Annotated in this window: 17 protein-coding genes and 1 pseudogene; 8 read left to right on the top strand and 10 right to left on the bottom strand. The window is 59.4% G+C overall.

The features are described from left to right. Positions 1-353 precede the first annotated feature (353 nt). The gene (locus EN884_RS38530; protein ID WP_164753728.1) at positions 354-566 is read right to left on the bottom strand and encodes a hypothetical protein; all 213 of its coding nucleotides are present in this window, start codon (positions 564-566) and stop codon (positions 354-356) included. 274 nt (positions 567-840) lie between these two features. Between EN884_RS38530 and EN884_RS04535 the strand changes: the two genes are divergently transcribed. The 3 genes from EN884_RS04535 (at position 841) to ampH (EN884_RS04525) (ending at position 4,393) form a co-directional block, all read left to right on the top strand. Continuing rightward, a complete protein-coding gene (locus EN884_RS04535; protein ID WP_244514466.1) occupies positions 841-1,980 on the top strand; it encodes a M23 family metallopeptidase in 1,140 nt (379 codons plus the stop codon). Between the two features lie 61 nt (positions 1,981-2,041). Next, positions 2,042-3,190: a D-alanyl-D-alanine-carboxypeptidase/endopeptidase AmpH gene (ampH, locus tag EN884_RS04530; RefSeq protein ID WP_063170875.1), complete on the top strand. Its 1,149-nt coding sequence runs from the start codon at positions 2,042-2,044 to the stop codon at positions 3,188-3,190. A gap of 45 nt (positions 3,191-3,235) precedes the next feature. After that, positions 3,236-4,393 carry a D-alanyl-D-alanine-carboxypeptidase/endopeptidase AmpH gene (gene ampH, locus EN884_RS04525; protein ID WP_063170636.1) on the top strand — a complete coding sequence of 386 codons (1,158 nt, stop codon included), beginning with the start codon at positions 3,236-3,238 and terminating at the stop codon, positions 4,391-4,393. Positions 4,394-4,420: 27 nt separating this feature from the next. Here ampH (EN884_RS04525) and EN884_RS04520 read toward each other — a convergent pair whose 3' ends face one another. Further along, positions 4,421-6,136, bottom strand: a complete 1,716-nt coding sequence (locus EN884_RS04520) for a ShlB/FhaC/HecB family hemolysin secretion/activation protein (protein ID WP_082826769.1) — start codon at positions 6,134-6,136, stop codon at positions 4,421-4,423. A 109-nt stretch (positions 6,137-6,245) separates the two neighbouring features. Next, positions 6,246-8,408 carry a serine hydrolase gene (locus EN884_RS04515; RefSeq protein WP_082826802.1) on the bottom strand — a complete coding sequence of 721 codons (2,163 nt, stop codon included), beginning with the start codon at positions 8,406-8,408 and terminating at the stop codon, positions 6,246-6,248. Positions 8,409-8,882: 474 nt separating this feature from the next. On the opposite strand from EN884_RS04515, the pseudogene EN884_RS04505 reads away from it, so the two are divergent. Next, positions 8,883-9,150 (top strand): annotated as a pseudogene (locus EN884_RS04505) (ATP-dependent DNA ligase); the annotation flags it as partial. Between the two features lie 604 nt (positions 9,151-9,754). Here the strand turns inward: EN884_RS04505 and EN884_RS04495 are convergent. Further along, positions 9,755-10,162, bottom strand: coding sequence for a hypothetical protein (locus EN884_RS04495; RefSeq protein ID WP_063170632.1), 408 nt, complete (start codon positions 10,160-10,162; stop codon positions 9,755-9,757). Positions 10,163-10,443: 281 nt separating this feature from the next. On the opposite strand from EN884_RS04495, the gene EN884_RS04490 reads away from it, so the two are divergent. Both EN884_RS04490 and EN884_RS04485 read left to right on the top strand, forming a co-directional pair. Then, positions 10,444-11,589: a PHB depolymerase family esterase gene (locus tag EN884_RS04490; RefSeq protein ID WP_063170874.1), complete on the top strand. Its 1,146-nt coding sequence runs from the start codon at positions 10,444-10,446 to the stop codon at positions 11,587-11,589. A gap of 164 nt (positions 11,590-11,753) precedes the next feature. After that, positions 11,754-11,951: a tyrosine-type recombinase/integrase gene (locus EN884_RS04485; protein WP_244514468.1), complete on the top strand. Its 198-nt coding sequence runs from the start codon at positions 11,754-11,756 to the stop codon at positions 11,949-11,951. Between the two features lie 963 nt (positions 11,952-12,914). Here the strand turns inward: EN884_RS04485 and EN884_RS04475 are convergent. Then, positions 12,915-13,178 (bottom strand): hypothetical protein, encoded by a 264-nt coding sequence (locus EN884_RS04475; protein WP_063170873.1) that lies wholly within the window; start codon positions 13,176-13,178, stop codon positions 12,915-12,917. Positions 13,179-13,301: 123 nt separating this feature from the next. Further along, positions 13,302-13,493 carry a hypothetical protein gene (locus EN884_RS04470; RefSeq protein WP_063170631.1) on the bottom strand — a complete coding sequence of 64 codons (192 nt, stop codon included), beginning with the start codon at positions 13,491-13,493 and terminating at the stop codon, positions 13,302-13,304. Between the two features lie 488 nt (positions 13,494-13,981). On the opposite strand from EN884_RS04470, the gene EN884_RS04465 reads away from it, so the two are divergent. After that, a complete protein-coding gene (locus tag EN884_RS04465; protein WP_027162007.1) occupies positions 13,982-14,206 on the top strand; it encodes a hypothetical protein in 225 nt (74 codons plus the stop codon). 168 nt (positions 14,207-14,374) lie between these two features. Continuing rightward, the gene (locus tag EN884_RS39345) at positions 14,375-14,593 is read left to right on the top strand and encodes a glycosyl hydrolase 108 family protein (protein ID WP_244507020.1); all 219 of its coding nucleotides are present in this window, start codon (positions 14,375-14,377) and stop codon (positions 14,591-14,593) included. A gap of 149 nt (positions 14,594-14,742) precedes the next feature. On the opposite strand, the gene EN884_RS40230 is transcribed toward EN884_RS39345, so the two are convergent. The 4 genes from EN884_RS40230 to EN884_RS04445 are packed head-to-tail and all read right to left on the bottom strand — an operon-like array spanning position 14,743 to position 16,000. Further along, entirely contained in the window at positions 14,743-15,018 is a 276-nt protein-coding gene (locus EN884_RS40230; RefSeq protein WP_338039908.1) for a cyclic nucleotide-binding domain-containing protein, read from the bottom strand. 3 nt (positions 15,019-15,021) lie between these two features. Beyond that, positions 15,022-15,246, bottom strand: coding sequence for a hypothetical protein (locus tag EN884_RS04450; protein WP_063170630.1), 225 nt, complete (start codon positions 15,244-15,246; stop codon positions 15,022-15,024). A 31-nt stretch (positions 15,247-15,277) separates the two neighbouring features. Then, the gene (locus EN884_RS38525; protein ID WP_164774691.1) at positions 15,278-15,619 is read right to left on the bottom strand and encodes a hypothetical protein; all 342 of its coding nucleotides are present in this window, start codon (positions 15,617-15,619) and stop codon (positions 15,278-15,280) included. A 42-nt stretch (positions 15,620-15,661) separates the two neighbouring features. Next, entirely contained in the window at positions 15,662-16,000 is a 339-nt protein-coding gene (locus EN884_RS04445) for a hypothetical protein (RefSeq protein ID WP_127224562.1), read from the bottom strand. Positions 16,001-16,043: the final 43 nt, after the last annotated feature.

Genomic DNA, 16,043 nt, shown 5'->3' with positions numbered 1-16,043 from the left:
TATCAGAATAGTGCCGTTCGCTCGCGAACGACGGGGGATGGAGTCGTGAGCTGACAAGAGAAACTTTGCCCGAGGACGCGTGTCAGCGAGCGTACGGTGCATCTAACCCGGTATCCAAGATCGAGCAGCTGCAAGATACAGCACATACCGAGGAAGCCGGAACCTCCCGTAACCAGCACTTGTTGGGATTGCGTAGGACGTTTCAGAGGTCTGATCATCGGCATCTGAAGTTGCGGGATTTCCATCGCAGTTTGAGCACTGATTCGATAGCCGACCACGCCCTTTCCCGATAGCTTGGTCCTCTCCCCGGAAAAGCACAATCTCATACAGCTGGAAGACATTCTGCCCGACGACTATGCAGTGTGGGTCAAACCACGCCAAAGTTCGGCTTGAAAATCGACGGCGGGCGGAACCGATCTTATGTCGATGAATAGGTCAAACCCTCGTTTTTCGAATAGATGCCTAACGCTGACAAACACCACGCCTACGGCGCGATCGACCCAAAGGTGCAGCCGGTAGGGAATGATGCGGATGAGCCCGGTGGGATGATCGGTCAGGACGGCCAAGGGTCGCGCCGCGCCACCGGCAACAACCCTAGAGCCACATTGCGACTGGTGCCGACATCTTTGTTGCGGAGGCCCAGGCAGCTTTATTCCCGTAAACCAGACATGCCAACGACAACACTTGAGGCCGCTGTTGCGCCAGGGTCGGCGAATCTTCCATGTGCCGCACGCCACCTTGGCTCCCGGCCTTCATTGTCGTACCCTCGCGTCGCAAAGTCAGCGTGTGCAGAGGAGGCGCGTTCGAATGCGGGTTCCAATTTGGCTCCTTTCGACCTTTGTGCTGTTGTTGGCAACATTTCCATCCGGGGTGCACGCTGCCAGCGACAATCCGAAGCTCACGCCACTCGTTGCGGAGATCATCGCTCCCCCGCATGTGATTCCAGGCTCGGACGGCAGGCGTCACATCGTCTACGAACTGGCAGTGACGAATATCACTGGCGGCGATGTCCGTTTCGAGAAGCTCAAGGTCGTCGATGCCGACAGCGGAGCACCGCTTGCAGAACTCGGCCCGGATGAATTGCGCACGCGCGTCACGCCGGGCGCAAGCCGCGGCAACGAAAACCGCGAGTTGGCCGCCTATCAGTTCGCCGTCATCTTTCTGCATGTCGTGCTTGCGGACGGCGCGGCGGTTCCGGCTCGCATTACCCACGAGATCACGGCGTTTTTCGCGGTCATCGGCGCCGACATGACGGTGACGATTGGCGAGGGTGCCGTCGTTGCGAAGGCACCGGTGGCTCTTGGGCCGCCTTTGCGCGGCAAGGGTTATGTCGCGGCTGACGGCTGCTGCGATTCCATCCGCCATGTCCGCGCCCTGCTGTCGCTCGACGGCAAGTTCTACCTTGCCCAGCGTTTCGCTATCGACTGGGAGCAAATCGACGACAACAACACGCTGGTCGTGGGCGACCTTAAGGTTCCTGCGAACTACCACATCTATGGCAAGCCTATCCTTGCCGTTGCCGACGGCACCGTGGTCGGGACGCGCGACGACTTGCAGGACCAAGTGCCCGGTGCGCTGCCCGCCAACTTGCCGATTGACGAGGCCGACGGAAACTTCGTCGTGCTCGACCTCGGCTCGGGCTTGTTCGTCAACTACGCCCACATGCGGCCGGGGAGCGTTAAGGTGAAGCTCGGAGACAAGGTGCAGCGCGGCGATCAGATTGGCGAAGTCGGCAATACCGGGAACAGTCAAGCGCCGCATTTGCACCTGCATGTGATGGACAGCGCTTCTCCGTTGGCCTCGGACGGCCTCCCCTATGTGTTCGACAGCTTTACCATCACCGCGGTCGGCGAGACCACCGAGGATTTTGACAAGGCGGAAGCGACCGGATCGCCGATGACGCTTACGCCGCGCGTCCCGCCCCAGAAACTGGAAGACGTGCTGCCGCTTGACCTCTCTGTTGTTGACTGGCCACAGTGATCGCCCTGTAAAAGGCAGTGGACAGTCCGCCCTGATTTCCGAAATGGTGAGCTCGAAGCCGATGACCGCCACCCGCACAATACCCTTACGTCTTTTCCTTGCCGCTGCCGTCCTTACCTGCGCAAGTCCTGCAAACGCCGATCGGCTGCTGGACGAATCGGTCGAATTCACCGGTACATTCGCTTTTGTGAGTTCAGGCGCGCCGGGCCTGGTGATCGCCGGCGTTCGCAACGGCGAGACGGCGTTTGCCGGTTTCGGCGAAACGGTCCGCGGATCCGGCATAGAGCCGAATGCCGACACAATGATGCGAGTGGCATCCATTTCGAAGGCATTTTGCGGAGACGCTCTCGCCAGTTTGTTGGTAAAAGGAGAGATCGGCCTGACTGACCCTGTTCAGACGCACCTGCCTGACGGTTTCGTGGTGCCTGAGAAGGATGGGCGGACCCTAAGGATCATCGACCTCGCGACACAGACATCCGGCCTGCCGCGCGAGATGGCCCAGGCAGGTGGAACACCCAACGATCCCTACGCCGGCCACACAAAGGAAGCGATGATCGCAGCCATGCACGGGGAGCCGTTTCTGTTTCCTCCCGGAACTGGCGCGCTCTATTCGAACCTGGGCTTCGACCTCCTGGGACTGGCGATCAGCGGAGCGGCTGGCAAGCCGTACGCTACCGTCTTGGAGGAGCGTGTGTTGCGGCCACGCGGCATGGTGGACACGGTCTTCAATCCGCGACCTGGTGACGAGGGCCGGCTGATGCAGGGCCACAATTTCGACGGCACGCCGCTTCCCTTCGTGCCGACACCGATGACGATGGAATGCGCCTCGGGGCTTTATACGACGCCCAACGATATGCTGAAGTGGATAGCCTGGCACTTGGCTCAAGGCGGCTCCGAGGACGATGCACGCCGCATTATCGACCACGCCAGCCTAGTCCGGAGGGATGGGCTCTCTCCGGCGCTGGGCCTCGACGACGGTGGCGCGCCGATGGATGCGATGGCACTCGGTTGGGTTGTGGTAGAGGCCGACGGCAACCGTCCGCTGGTGCTTCACAAATCCGGAGGGCGACAAGGCATGTTTACATATGTTGCCATCGCGCCGACGCGCGGCGTCGGCGTCTTCGCGGCGATCAACCAGTTCAACGCCGGGGGCTTTGAAGCAATGGTGCACGCAGTAAACGAACTGATCTATCAGCTCGCGCCCCGCTGACTGCGCTCTCGTCTCACAATCAGATTTCTCGTCGAGGACATTCCAATGACCGGTTCAGGCCACAGGCGCTTGCTCATCCTCTGCTTCACGGCAGCCTGCGTCCTTGCGGCTCCTCACGTCGCCGCCGCCAAAGATCGTCTGCTTGAGGAAGCCGTGGGATTTGCCGGCGGCATCGCCTTCCTGGGCTCGGGCGCTCCTGGCCTCGTGATCGCCGCGGTTCGCAACGGCGAGACGGCCTTCGCTGGCTTCGGCGAAATCCGCAAGGGCTCGGGGCAGGTGCCCGACGAACATACGCTGATGCGGATAGCCTCGATCTCCAAGACCTTCTGCGGCGATCTGATGGGCTCGATGATTGTGGATGGCGTCATCGGCGCGACCGATCCCCTTGCCAAACACCTCGGGAAGGACTGGACCGTGCCTGGGCTCGAAGGACGAACGCCGAGGCTCATCGATCTGGTGACGCAGGCATCCGGCCTGCCGCGCGAGGTACCGAACCAGACAGGCGGCACGCCGGACGACCCGTTCGCCGGCAATACCTTCGACCTCAGCCGCGCTGAGCTTGCGAAGCCAGAACCCTATCTTTTCCCTCCCGGCACGGGTGCCTTTTACTCGAACTGGGGTTACGATCTGCTCGGCCTCGCGCTGGCCAATGCCGGTGGCAAGTCCTATGGCGATCTGCTGGCCGAGCGGGTGCTCACGCCCCGCCAACTGACCGACACCAAGCTCAACCTGGCGGAAGGCGATGCGGCGCGGACCATGCAGGGCCATTTCTTCGACGGCACACCGTTGCCCCTCGTTCCTTCGCCGGAAACGATCGGATGCGCGGGCGGGCTCTACACCTCCGCCGCCGACATGATGAAGTTCATGGCCTGGCACCTTCGCAAGGATGCGGCCGGCGATGCGGAGCGTACCGTCGACCATGCGGGCTGGCTCTGGCGCGACGGTCTCTCGCCGGTAATCGGCATCGACGATGCGGGGTCAATGGGAATGATGACGCTTGGCTGGGTCGGAGTTCTGGCCGACAAGGACAAGCCCATGATGCTCAACAAGACCGGCGGATTGCAGGGGCAGTTCAGTTATGTGGTGTTGGCGCCAACGCGCGGTGTCGGTGTCTTCGCCTCGATCAATCAGTTCAGTGTCGGTGGGTTCAAGGCGATGGTCGCAGCAACGAATGATCTCGTCGCGCAACTTGCGCCAAGATAAGGGCAGTTCAGGCGGGAGCTACGCCACCTAATACGAGCTGATTAGCTGGAACAAAAAACGCGTGCCGGTATCAGTCAGACCTCGGTTATCTCTGAACGGTACCGCAACAAGCGCCCTTGCATTGAGGTGTTGCCCAAATGCAGCCTTTGCACCTATTCCGGCCGAGCCGAGTTCCGCCTCAATGTAATCCACGCCCGTATCGTGGTTCCAGACCGCACCGTAATCGACATAAGCAAACACGTTCAGATTTGGGATCGGCAAAGCCTCCGGGAGTTCGATGTTGCGTCCCAATTCCAGCGAGGCCGCTATCCCGCTATCGCCTGAAGCGGCCGAGCCATCGAAAGCCAGGCCATAGGGATCGCCGCCGAGCACCAACTGGACCGACGATGGCACCGCCGTCGGCGCATATTGCGCAGCCACTCTGAGGTGGGCGACGGCCAGCGAAGCGATCTCCTTGGTAAGGTCGAGGTCGCCCCGAAAATACCTGTAGTCATCAGGAACGCCTGGACGCGGTGCAAGCGGATCGGTGCTGCTGCTCGCGCCAAAGCCGTCGAGGCCTTGGCCGAAAGTACCTGTCAGCGTGATGGCGCCGTTTTCCAACTCACCGGTATACTTAAGGGAGGCCGCCAGCCATCGGAGGTCCTCATCCGTCTGCGTTTCGCCGCCCAACGCCAGCGAGTTGTCCTTGAAGTTCAATTCAAGGCGGCTAAACAGGCTGTGGTCAATTGTCCGCAGCAGTGGGTAGTTGACATACGCGCTGCCGAACCTAGAGGCTATGTCGAGCTCGAGAGGCTTGAGGTCGGCGCCCGGCTGGGAAGAGACATAACCGATGCTGTATCCTACATGCAGTCCGTCATACCCGATCGGGACATCGTGCGAAGCCAGCACGAACTTCAACTCCTCGGGACTGTCCGGAATGGTCACCAGGGCGATGTTCGCCACATCGAACAGCCTAAGCGCATCGTTGAAGGTGCCGGTGCCGGTCAGCTGAAATGGGCCGACGGCTTTGCTGCCGAGATTGTCGACTATTGCGTTTGCGCCGGCCCGCTTGAAGCCAATGTCGAGTTTCAGATCACCGCCGGCGGAGGGCGTTTCGGGCCGAATGAAAGTGCCTTCGATGGTCAGGCCGCCAAGATCGCTCATCAGCAACAGCACGCGCTCGGCCTCCTTGATCCGGATTGGCCGCATGGCGACGATGCGATCGATGTAAGGTTTCAAACGCCGGTCAATATCAGGGATGGCGCTGTTGATGGTGACCCGGCGCACATAGGATTCGTAGAGAACGATGACGACGTTGCCGGATGAAAAGTCCTGCTCGGGAACGACGGCCCACGAGAAATATCCGGCCTTCTGGTAGATCTCGTCGATCCGCTCGGCGATGGCGTAAAGGTCGGCGGCGCTTATCTTTTTGTTCCGCTGCGCGGCCCACGCTTGCTCCAGCGTAGCGCTGGGCACCGTCACCGCGCCTCGAACGGTTATCGACCTCAAGGTAAACATTGTTTTTTCGGCTTGTTCCGAGCTCGTTGCCTTGCGTGCATCCGGAACTGACAGGTCAATCGTGCCGGGCTTCCTCGGAGCGGAATAGCGTCGGATGATCTCGTTCTGATCCGAAACCACCGAATCGATCCGCTCGGGGATCGTCTGGCTAAGGCTCGGTCCGACCATGAAGGCACTGGTTGCAAGACTGATGGACACGCGACGTACTGCGTCGAACCAGTGGGACAGCGCCTTGCGAAGAGGCATCAATCAAACTCGCTGACATGTCGTGGCAGGGATAATCAACGGTTATTCGAAACTTGGTTTAGCAAATTAGCAAATATGTTGGGGTCCGTCATCCCGCGATGCACACCCGTCAGTGCCCCAACAAAGCGCAGACCGCCTGAGCCTGAACCTCCCGCAAGCGGTCGAGCAACGCGCCAGCCGGCTCAGCGATGTTCAGCGTGGTGGTGACCGAGCGCGTCCCGTCGGCGGTTGACGCCGCCCACTGCGTGTAGCCCGGGAAACTGCCGGTGTGGCCATAAACGACACCGCACGGCGTGGTGTAGCGGAACAGTCCGAGACCGGCCTCGTTCGTCCCGGGTCCGGGCGGACTGGAATTGCCGGCCACGAACTTCATCTGTTCAATCTGCTCGGCAGCGCCGAAGAACTTCAGTCCGAGATCTGCCCGTATGAACATCGACAAATCATCAGGCGTCGACACGATCGCGCCCGACGCCCACGCACCGCTCGGGCTGACGAAGGTCGTGACATCTTTCGGCTCGGATCCGGGCGCGACGACATAGCCGTGGATGGCGGGCGCAGGCAGCGCGATGTCGCGCGTGGGGAAACTCGTCCGGGCGAGGGCGGCAGGACCAAACGCGATGTTCTTCAGCAGCGTCCCGTAGGGCATTCCTGTGACCGCCTCGGCGATCAGCCCGACGACGACGTTGTCCGTGTTGGAGTAGGTATACTGGGTGCCGGGCGTAAACTCGAGCGGGTCGTTGCGGACCCAGCCGATGATCTCAATGGGCTGCACGTAACCTTGAGGATTTGTCGCGACCTGCTCGGCCAAGCCCTTGGACTGCAAGTAGTCGGGCAGGCCGCTGGTGTGATTCAGCATCTGGCGGACCGTGACGGCCGACCATGCCGCCGGCAGATCAGGCAGGTGCTGGCCGATGGTGTCGTCGAGGCCGAGCCGGCCCTTCTGGACGAGGTGCAGGGCAATGGCGCCGTTGAATGCTTTTGAGATGCTGGCGATGCGCATGTATTGGTCGACCCCCAGCGCCTCACCCGATATGACATCGGCGCGCCCCGCTGTGAGTACGGTCATGCGACCGTCGCGGTAGAGCGTGGCGATCGCGCCGGGAGGTCCATCCTCTGCATCGAGGAGCTCCTGTAGTCCGGCCTGGACCTTTGCATCGGCTGTGCTCAACTGAGCCGCGGTTAAGCCGGTCGAGCGTGCCGGGCCTTCGCTATCAGGATGTTTTACATAGAGATCCGGATTCATCTCTTCAGAAGACACGATGACTTCGTCATTGACGCCCAAGTCAATATAATCATCGGTAATTGAAAAGCCTGCCAGAAGCTGTTTGTCCGTGAGAGGATACCAGGAGCCGAGTTCGTGCGAGTAGGCGGCAATGGCCAGCATCGCGAGTTCACGATTGCTATACAGGTCGACTTCATAATCTTCGACCAATTTGCCATCGGAATATTTCTTATATCCATCAATGTAAGGATCGCGGGAATTGTCGCCTCTATACTTATCCACAATGTCGCCGACGGTGACCTTAGACTTGTTTCCGTGGAAATAGATCTTGCGGAGGAGAAAACCCCAAGCAGCTACCCCATACTCTGGGGTTTCATAAATGGCAGTTTGGTTGCCGTACCGGTCTGGCAGAGTGCAACCCACATATCCTCTCATGCTGTCTCGCTGCCATTTCGAGATGTTTATGGCGCCGGGATTGTTTGTTCGAAGGGCCCTCCGAGTAAGCGCATTTGAGGAACTATAGTCAGCGTCCGGCAGGCTGCTAAAGAAATTGCCGATCCCGACCAGACTTCTGAAGTTGAATTCAGTAGCTTCAGGATATTTCGCATCGTCGCGAAATGGCGGGGCTAGACTGCGCGCCTTGTTCGCTTGCCAAAACGGCAGCCCGAGTGCACTACCGGTCTGCATCCCCACTGTGCCGTCAACGGGCATTCCATATGTGCTCTGGAAGGACTTCACAGCGCTTGCTGTCTGCGAACCAAACACTCCATCAATCGCTGAGGCGTAAACAGATTTGTCCGTGAGTACGCTCTGTAGAAGCGCAACCCTACGATCAAGAACGTTGCTTCGTGTTTGCTGAAAGACCGGACCGACGGGTTGACGCTTGTCGCTGATGCTGAAGTTGCTGACCCATTCGCTCGACCCGGAATAATCGTCAGGTGCTCCGCATTTCAGGGGATTCGCTGCGCTAACTTCATCCGGGCTTTCAAAAGCGAAGGCCGGACCGGAAGGCAAGAGGGCCAGGAGCGCAATGCCAAGCCAACCGCCCATCCCCGGCCTGAAACAACCGCCTATCATTTGGCGACTTCACCGCATGCGTCGACTGCATCGGTCTTCGACATGCATCCTCCGATCTTCGGCGAATGTCAGTTCGCCTCCTTAACCGACATTCTCGTCTCCCGAGCACCTTTTCCATATCATCCAAAGAGTGGATGACGGAAGGTGAACTCGATTCTGATCTGGCGAATCTTTGTCAGAAACGCCGCTATCGCCGCGGCAGCCTGCAACTTCAGCGCCGAGAGCTTCCGCTTGTCCGACGTGAACTCGGAGCGAGCCATGTTTACGAGCTCGTATCGGCGAGAAACAGTCCTTTCCGGCGAATGGTTGAGCCGTGCGGTCTCCGATTGGAGCAGACCCTGACATGCGGAATTCCGATCCCCTATCAAGGGGTGCGCTTACGCACCTTCGGCGACCAGCGCGCATTTGCAGCCAAGTGGAGTCACTTGGCGTCGCGAAAGTGCGGCTGTGTTGAACGATGCCGGCCTGTCTGACTTCGCCGAGCTGCGCAAGGCGATCACACGACGGCAGCACGACCTCTACTTTGTCGCCTTCGACCTGCTGCACCTCAATGGTCATGACCTGCGCGACATGGCACTGGAGGAACGGCGTGAGATCCTTGAAAGCGTGATCCCCGCCAAAATCCGCATCCAATTCAGCCAGGCGCTGCCCGGCGAGGCCAATCCATCACCTGATCGATGAAGCCGGTCTGGAGGGGCTGGCATCAAAGCCACGCCAGATCGGCGCCAAAAGGCATGAAGCGTGAAGCATGTGCGTGGCGAGGCAGACTCTTGCCATGCATGGCTGCAGGACTTTCGGGAAGAATGGGCAAGCGGGGAAGCGATTTTCTCTCCCATTGGATATCGGATGGTGATCGATATGGCTGTGGACGCAAAACGGGCAGCGCGAGCCAGGGCATTCCGGGCCAAGAGATCGATGAAGAGATCGGCCCGATCTTCGAAGACATCATGCAGGGTTGCGGGGCGCCACGCTTAGCCGCTGCGAGGAGGACTAATGCTCGGCAGCCGAGGGTTCGACAAGGTGTTGCTAATATGCAGCAGCGGCGGCATCTCTGACGGCCACCGCCTGGAACCGCTTCTCACGGCTGGCTGTAGACGTCAAAATGAGAACGAAAATCGGGAGGTGACGAAGATGGATAAGCGAGAAAACAGGATCATTGAGACGTGTTGCCTTATAGCCGTTCCGGTATCGATGGCTCTCACTATGGTACTTGCTCAACTGATCCTTGGCTGAACCCAAGGCACCGACCAGGCAAGACATGAGCCGTATTAGGCGACCGCTAAACCGGCAGGCGATCTGGCAACGCTAGCTATCGTTCCTCAGGTGGTTTCAGGATTACCTGAACATCGCGGGCAAAATCTACTACGAAACCCACTTGCTCCGCTGATGCGGATGCAAGCATTTTTCAGCGAGGTCGCGCTGGACCTGGTCTGCCGGATGGATCGACCCTTCCTGTCCTCGTCAACGCCGCGGAGCGGCGAGGTGAATCGGGCAATCTGCGGTTCATCCGCATCACCGTCTTCAATGCGTCCGACCGCCGCCGCTATGAACGAGAGCTTCTGGAAGCGCGCCGCACTGCAGAGCGGGCCAACGCCGAACTGCTTAAACTCCCATACACTCGAACGTCGCGTGGCCGAGGCGGCCGAGGTCGCCTGAAGAGCGAGCGGGCACTTCACCAGGCGCACAAAATGGAGGCGGTTGGCCAACTGACCGCCGGCGTCGCCCATGATTTTAATAACATGCTCTCAGTCATTGTGTCGTCGCTCGGGCTACTCGAGAGGCGGCTTGCAAACGGCGAGGACGTTTCCCGGTTTGTTTCCTCCGCAAACCCGGTTTGTTTCCTCCGCAAACTTAGACTAGCGCTGGGCCTCTGAGTTCGCCTCACCGAGCGCGCAATTCAATCTATAGGTTCACGGACGCAACGGCTTGTTCTTGTGCATCGCAGCAACGATATTGCTGCATGTGCGTTGTGCAGGACCGTGCCATTCCGGCGCACAAGGACACCGACTTGCGAAATATATCCGATACGATCGCTCGCCTGAGCGCGATGCACGCGCGGCCAGCAGCTGGATCCGGAGAACGGAACGACGCTCACTTGTCCGAAATTACAGGGTTCGGGTCCAATCCCGGAGCCTTGCGCGCGAGGCTTTATCTTCCGAAGAACCTGGCCCGGCAGGCGGCGCTGGTCGTCGTGCTGCATGGCTGCACCCAGAAAGCGGCCAGCTATGATCATGGCTCCGGCTGGAGCGAGCTCGCCGCCGAGCATGGTTTTGCGGTGCTGTTCCCCGAGCAGCAGCGCGCCAACAACCCCAATCTTTGCTTCAACTGGTTTGTACCAGGCGATATCAGGCGCGACAGCGGCGAGGCACTGTCCATTCGCCAGATGATCGAGGCGGCAGTGGTTACGCATGGCCTCGATCGCAAGAGGATCTTTCTCACCGGTCTGTCCGCCGGCGGCGCTATGGCGGCGGTGATGCTGGCGGACTATCCCGAACTGTTTGCCGGCGGCGCGATCATTGCCGGGCTCGCCTATGGAAGTGCCTCGACGATCTCCGCAGCCTTCGACCGCATGCGCGGCCATGGCGGTCCGTCCCAAGCCGACCTCCAGCGGCTGTTGCGGGCGGCCTCGCCGCACAAGGGTCCGTGGCCGCGTATTTCGATATGGCAGGGCTCGGCCGACACGACTGTTGTGCCTGCCAACGCGGATGCAGTCCTGGCGCAGTGGCAAAGCGTGCACAATCTCGGCGAAAAGCCAACACGCATAGAGAAGGTCGACGGCCAGACGCGGAAGGTCTGGAGCGACAGCAACGGGCGCGAGGTAGTCGAGACGTTCACCATTGCCGGCATGGGCCATGGAACGCCACTGCAAACTGGCGGCGGTGGTCTCGGCAACGCAGGGCCTTTCATGCTGGATGTTGGGATTTCCTCGACACGCCATATCGCCCGCTTCTGGGAATTGACGAAGCCGGACGTGCGACGCAAAGCCAAAGCCGAGGTCGCTTCAGGCGCCGCATTGCAGTCCTTTGCACCCACGGAAAAACCGCGGGCAGCCCGAATCGATCCCACGCCGGAGCGAGCCAATGCGCGCGGTCCGGCAAGTGGGATTTCCAAGGTCATCGAAAATGCTCTGCGCGCGGCGGGGTTGATGCGCTGAATTGTTGTGGCGGAGGAGCTCTTTGTCTGGACTCTGCTGAACCAAGAGCCCACCATCGATAAGGCAGTGAACCCCTGCTTACCCAAGACAGCGGCGTCGTTTGGGCCAAGGCTATTTACCATCGGCCCTGGAAAGCGCTTTTGAAACAGGCCGGCCTGTCGGATGTGACGCTACATGAGCTGCGGCATACCTACGCCAGCACGATGGTTCGAAATGGCGCTCCGTTGATCATCGTGGCACAGGCCCTTGGTCGCAGCGACACCCGAACGGTGGAGAAGCACTATGCTCACCTCGCCCCGTCCTATAGCGGACATCATTCGCCGACTAGCACCCGACATTTAGAGGACAATCCAAATGGCTGAGGTCGTAATTGCCTGCTCACTTGCCGTGATCGCGTGCTTCTGCGCGTTGTGCATAATCGCGTTTTTCATGCTGGCGAAGTCCGCTACCCATCCTTCTTACCTTGAACAGGAAAGATGACGCCGCTCGGCGCTTGGCCGAGCCATTAGGTCCAACCGTGCGAGAAGCTGTGGCCACGGCGATGGCAAAGATCGACCTACGCCATTGCCGTGAGGCGCTTGCCCGCGCGCTCGTGCACGAAGGTGGCCATGTGAATAATAGGACCGGACCGCCCCACCTTCCGTGGCGTTACAGCTATTCAGAGCGATCGACAGTTCCACGCATTTGCGACGCCGCTTGGGCTTCGAAAAAGCTGACCGGCTTATCCGACGTCGCCCAGACGCAAATTCCGTAGGCAATCCCGAAGGAGATCAACAGGGCGGGCAAGATGGGTAAGCGGTGCATGGATCGGCTGGGCCTCTTTGTTGCAGACCCGCCCACAACCTCCTGCAACCCGATCGGTTCGAGATAAAATATTTACCGTCTTGGCATGGTTTACGGATGGTTTCGCAGGCCATCGCGGATGCTTGCCACTGTGTCTGCTGGCGAAGACAAAAAAAAGCCCGCTGCCGGGAGGAGGTGGCAGCGGGCTCGATTTTCGAATGTGGCGCGGGAGGAGGTGCGCCTCATTCAGCGCCGGCATCGCATCTGGGAGGAGTAGATGGCCGACAATCAAAATCTACCCGCTGCCCAGCGATTTCTGCAATCGTGGATCGTGCATAGCTGCTGTGCAGATTTGCTTGTGCCGACACACGTGTAGCATCAGGCCTCCGAATTGGGCAATTTTGTAAGCTCAGCAATCGAGGGAAGGCCGGTCCCGATCCTTGGAGGCGACACCAAGGCCATTCGCGACGCAGAGGAAGAGGACGTGTTCGACAAGATCGCCGCCCGGCCCCGGCAAAAGTTTGCCAGCGGGTCGGAACCTACTACTGCTGCTCCGGCATTTCAGTATTTTCCTGAGGGTCTTTTTTCACGCCCGGGCTGGGTGACGTATCCACTGGCGCATTACCGCCGTGGTTTTGCACAGGAGCACGCTTGAACGGTGCCGTCTGCCAAGAGCCGTTCGATAAAGGCGTGAGTACAAAGAATGCCATTAGGCCTAGGAAAATGACGGCAATAACCGCCACGCCCCAGGCCATGAGTCTTCGCGTGCCGCGTTGTTCTTCCCTGCGAGATAGATTGTCCACCATTGCTCCGGCCTCTCGTGAAGTGGCGCCTGTTGCGAAAGCATCTCCCTCCTCGAACTTCGCTATTGCATCAAAGTTCCGGCCCCGGTGCAGCATCCGCGAAAGAGCATTTTTAAGCTTAGCGCTCTAACGGCGTCGCCGGCGCATTGGGGGAATAGGCTTCGGGTTTAGCCTTAGCCACTGACCGGCGGCGAAGTTCCTCGCGAATTCCTCGGTCTCGAAAAGATGCTGGGTGATTTCGCCATTCTCGACGAGTTCTACCGCCCACTGGCCGTCGATGTGTTCGATACGAACACCAGCCCTTTGGTCATCGTCCACGGCCCGCACTCCCACACACGACGAAGGCACCAACAAATCATAGCGCCCAAAGCGCTTCAACGTTCGAAATGTACAAAGCGAAGGAGAAGTCCTGTGACCGGCGTGGTGCGCACACTTCTGGAACGCTGGCAACCGAAGGGTCGATCACGAAGACGGTCATAGGCGAAAATGCGACTGACGCGGCATCCCTGGATTGCTCGGTCGCGCTCGGTAGGCTCGGCCTGGAGGTCACTGTTACCGGCGTTGCAGCAAATCCTACGCGTGGAATGCCGTCGTGCGGATTCTAGAGGTTTAGTTGTATCCGAGCAGGTGACGCAATCCGACAATCGGTAGATAGACGGTCCAAATCATGCCGATGGCGGAGGCAACACCAAGGCCAATCGCGGGAGCCCACGCTCTCCATTGCATCTGGAGCCGCGCTGCCAATTCAGTCAAACTGTCTTCCATGGACGAATTCTTCCCAAGTTGATCGAGGGGCGAAAATGCCAATGAACCCCAAGACTGCCGCGCTTGCAATCGCTGCTAGTATTTGCATCGCTGGTTTCGCCTACTCCAGCGGTCACAAGGCCGGTCGTGTTTCTCAACTAAAAGACGCCGTCACGGCCTACAACCGTCGCATCGGGATTGACGACAAGGCCAACAGCCTCGGCCGCGTCGATCTCTGCCTGGAGCTTGGTGGCCTACTTGATGAGTGCCAGCGGCTAGACCGCTGATTTGCTTAACCGGCTGATTTCAGCCGTCCACCTCCATTGCCAATTCAACAACTGCCCATCAGGGCGGAAAGGTACTAGCCATGGACCGCAACTTTGCGCGGGCGCTTGCGCTCGTTCTGAAATCTGAAGGCCTCTGGTCGGGACAATCCGGCGGATGGCGGCGCCACCATGAAAGGCGTCACGCTCACCAACTTCCGCCGCTTTGTGAAAGCCGATGCTACCAATTCCGACCTGCGTCAGATCACTGACGCCCAAGTAGCGATGGTCTGTCGCCGGTTCTACTGGGATTCGACGGCCGGTGCCAAATGTCGGCGATGTGGTCCTCGATGCGTTCGACCGCGCGCAGCCGGTAGATCAGCCTGCATAGGATGTGCGCCATGCGGGTGAAGGCCTCGCGGCGCTCGACATTGGTGGCCCATCCCCGTAGATCGCCGCGTCGATCAGCGTCGAGCGCCAGAACGCGGCGGCAAAGCTAGGGTGCTGTTCACAGATGGCGCGCAGTGTGTCGTGGCGCATGAAGCCGACACGCGATGGCGTCAGGGTCGGAAGGTGCAGTCCATCACCGAAAGATGTAGTCCGTGCAGATTCGGAATGTCGCCGGTCACGAAGAATGATGTGATCTGCCGCTTACCCTCGCCGGTGTGTTTGGTAGAGCCGACCAAGCCGTCGATAAGGACAAACGAATGCGAGGGCCGATCGCCATCACGGACAAGGTCATGATTGGCCTGGAATTCCTTCTCCTGGATCGGGATGCCTCTCAGGACCGGCCTCGGATGGAATCTTCCATGTCTCTGCCTGGCACGTGCCGGCAATCCTTATGCCGAGCCGCGTTCCGGCAGCTCGGTCTCTTCCGCCACCTCTTTTTGCACGTCTCGGCGCGAGCGTTCCGCCTCGTCGGAACTATATTCGTCATCTGTCTGCTCGAGTTCGCGATCGATTGTCTCGCGAGATCCCTCCACCGGATCCTGTTGCGGAGATGTTTTCGGGCCGGTTTCGATCTTGCCTTCGCCGGGAACGGTGCGGTCGGAAGACTTCGACATCTTCGGTTTCCCTTCGTCTGTTGTACTGCCTTCACATTCCGGTTTCCTGCCCCAACAGGATCGTCGATGATTTGTTCCGAGGCAGGTCCCCGCTGGTTTCTTTTGCTGCCACGCTCCGGTTGCGACGCTTCGATGCCAAAGCTTTATTGTCGAGACCAACCACCCATGGCGCGGTCGCACTGACCGCTGCGCTCGCCAAGCTTGGCCGGTTAGACGAAGCGAGGGCCGCCGCCGCTCGTGTGCTTGAGCGGTGAATACCCAAGGGCGTCATAGATGAACTGATTGAGGCCGTACCTGGCAGCTTGCGGAAGTTCAGAAGGGCTGTGTCATTCGCCCTCTGGGCTTCGAAGGCGAAGAACTCAATGAAGGCCATGCAAACGAGTTCGGGATAAGCGTAATGGGTAGAACCATTGCGCTATATCTCCATAAAGAGCGTCGGCTCGTCGTACCCTGCCTGCCTAAGGTAGTCGGAAAAATAGAGCGACCGCCCGCGCTGGAGATCGAGGCCGAAGTTGTCTTCCCACTCCTTGGTGATCTCTTGGATGGTAGACCGTGCCGCGCCACAGATGGCGGAAAGGCCGCTTTGCGTGAGATAGGCCATGCCATTTTCAAGCACGCCCATTTCGATGCCGTTGACGTCTTTTTCAACCTCGATTCCGAGGTCGAGAGGAAGCTGTTTATAGGTGGCCGGAAGTCGAGGTGAACTTGCCATTAACCCGTTGATTGCTTGGCCGCAACCCTTGATTCGAGTCACGTAAGATACACAACTATAGCGATTCCTAATACAGGAGCTTTAC

This window comes from Mesorhizobium sp. M7A.F.Ca.AU.001.01.1.1, from assembly GCF_004022735.1.
Classification (GTDB): Bacteria; Pseudomonadota; Alphaproteobacteria; order Rhizobiales; family Rhizobiaceae; genus Mesorhizobium; species Mesorhizobium ciceri.
This window is presented reverse-complemented; position numbering and strand designations above follow the sequence as displayed.

Excerpts from the sequence above, each read along its gene's own strand:
- ampH (WP_063170875.1), top strand. The coding sequence starts at position 2,042 with ATGACCGCCACCCGCACAATACCCTTACGTCTTTTCCTTGCCGCTGCC.
- ampH (WP_063170636.1), top strand. The coding sequence starts at position 3,236 with ATGACCGGTTCAGGCCACAGGCGCTTGCTCATCCTCTGCTTCACGGCA.
- EN884_RS04520 (WP_082826769.1), bottom strand. The coding sequence starts at position 6,136 with ATGCCTCTTCGCAAGGCGCTGTCCCACTGGTTCGACGCAGTACGTCGC.
- EN884_RS04515 (WP_082826802.1), bottom strand. The coding sequence starts at position 8,408 with ATGGGCGGTTGGCTTGGCATTGCGCTCCTGGCCCTCTTGCCTTCCGGT.
- EN884_RS04495 (WP_063170632.1), bottom strand. The coding sequence starts at position 10,162 with ATGGGCGACGCCGGCGGTCAGTTGGCCAACCGCCTCCATTTTGTGCGC.
- EN884_RS04475 (WP_063170873.1), bottom strand. The coding sequence starts at position 13,178 with ATGGTGGACAATCTATCTCGCAGGGAAGAACAACGCGGCACGCGAAGA.
- EN884_RS04465 (WP_027162007.1), top strand. The coding sequence starts at position 13,982 with ATGAACCCCAAGACTGCCGCGCTTGCAATCGCTGCTAGTATTTGCATC.
- EN884_RS39345 (WP_244507020.1), top strand. The coding sequence starts at position 14,375 with ATGAAAGGCGTCACGCTCACCAACTTCCGCCGCTTTGTGAAAGCCGAT.
- EN884_RS04450 (WP_063170630.1), bottom strand. The coding sequence starts at position 15,246 with ATGTCGAAGTCTTCCGACCGCACCGTTCCCGGCGAAGGCAAGATCGAA.
- EN884_RS38525 (WP_164774691.1), bottom strand. The coding sequence starts at position 15,619 with ATGGCCTTCATTGAGTTCTTCGCCTTCGAAGCCCAGAGGGCGAATGAC.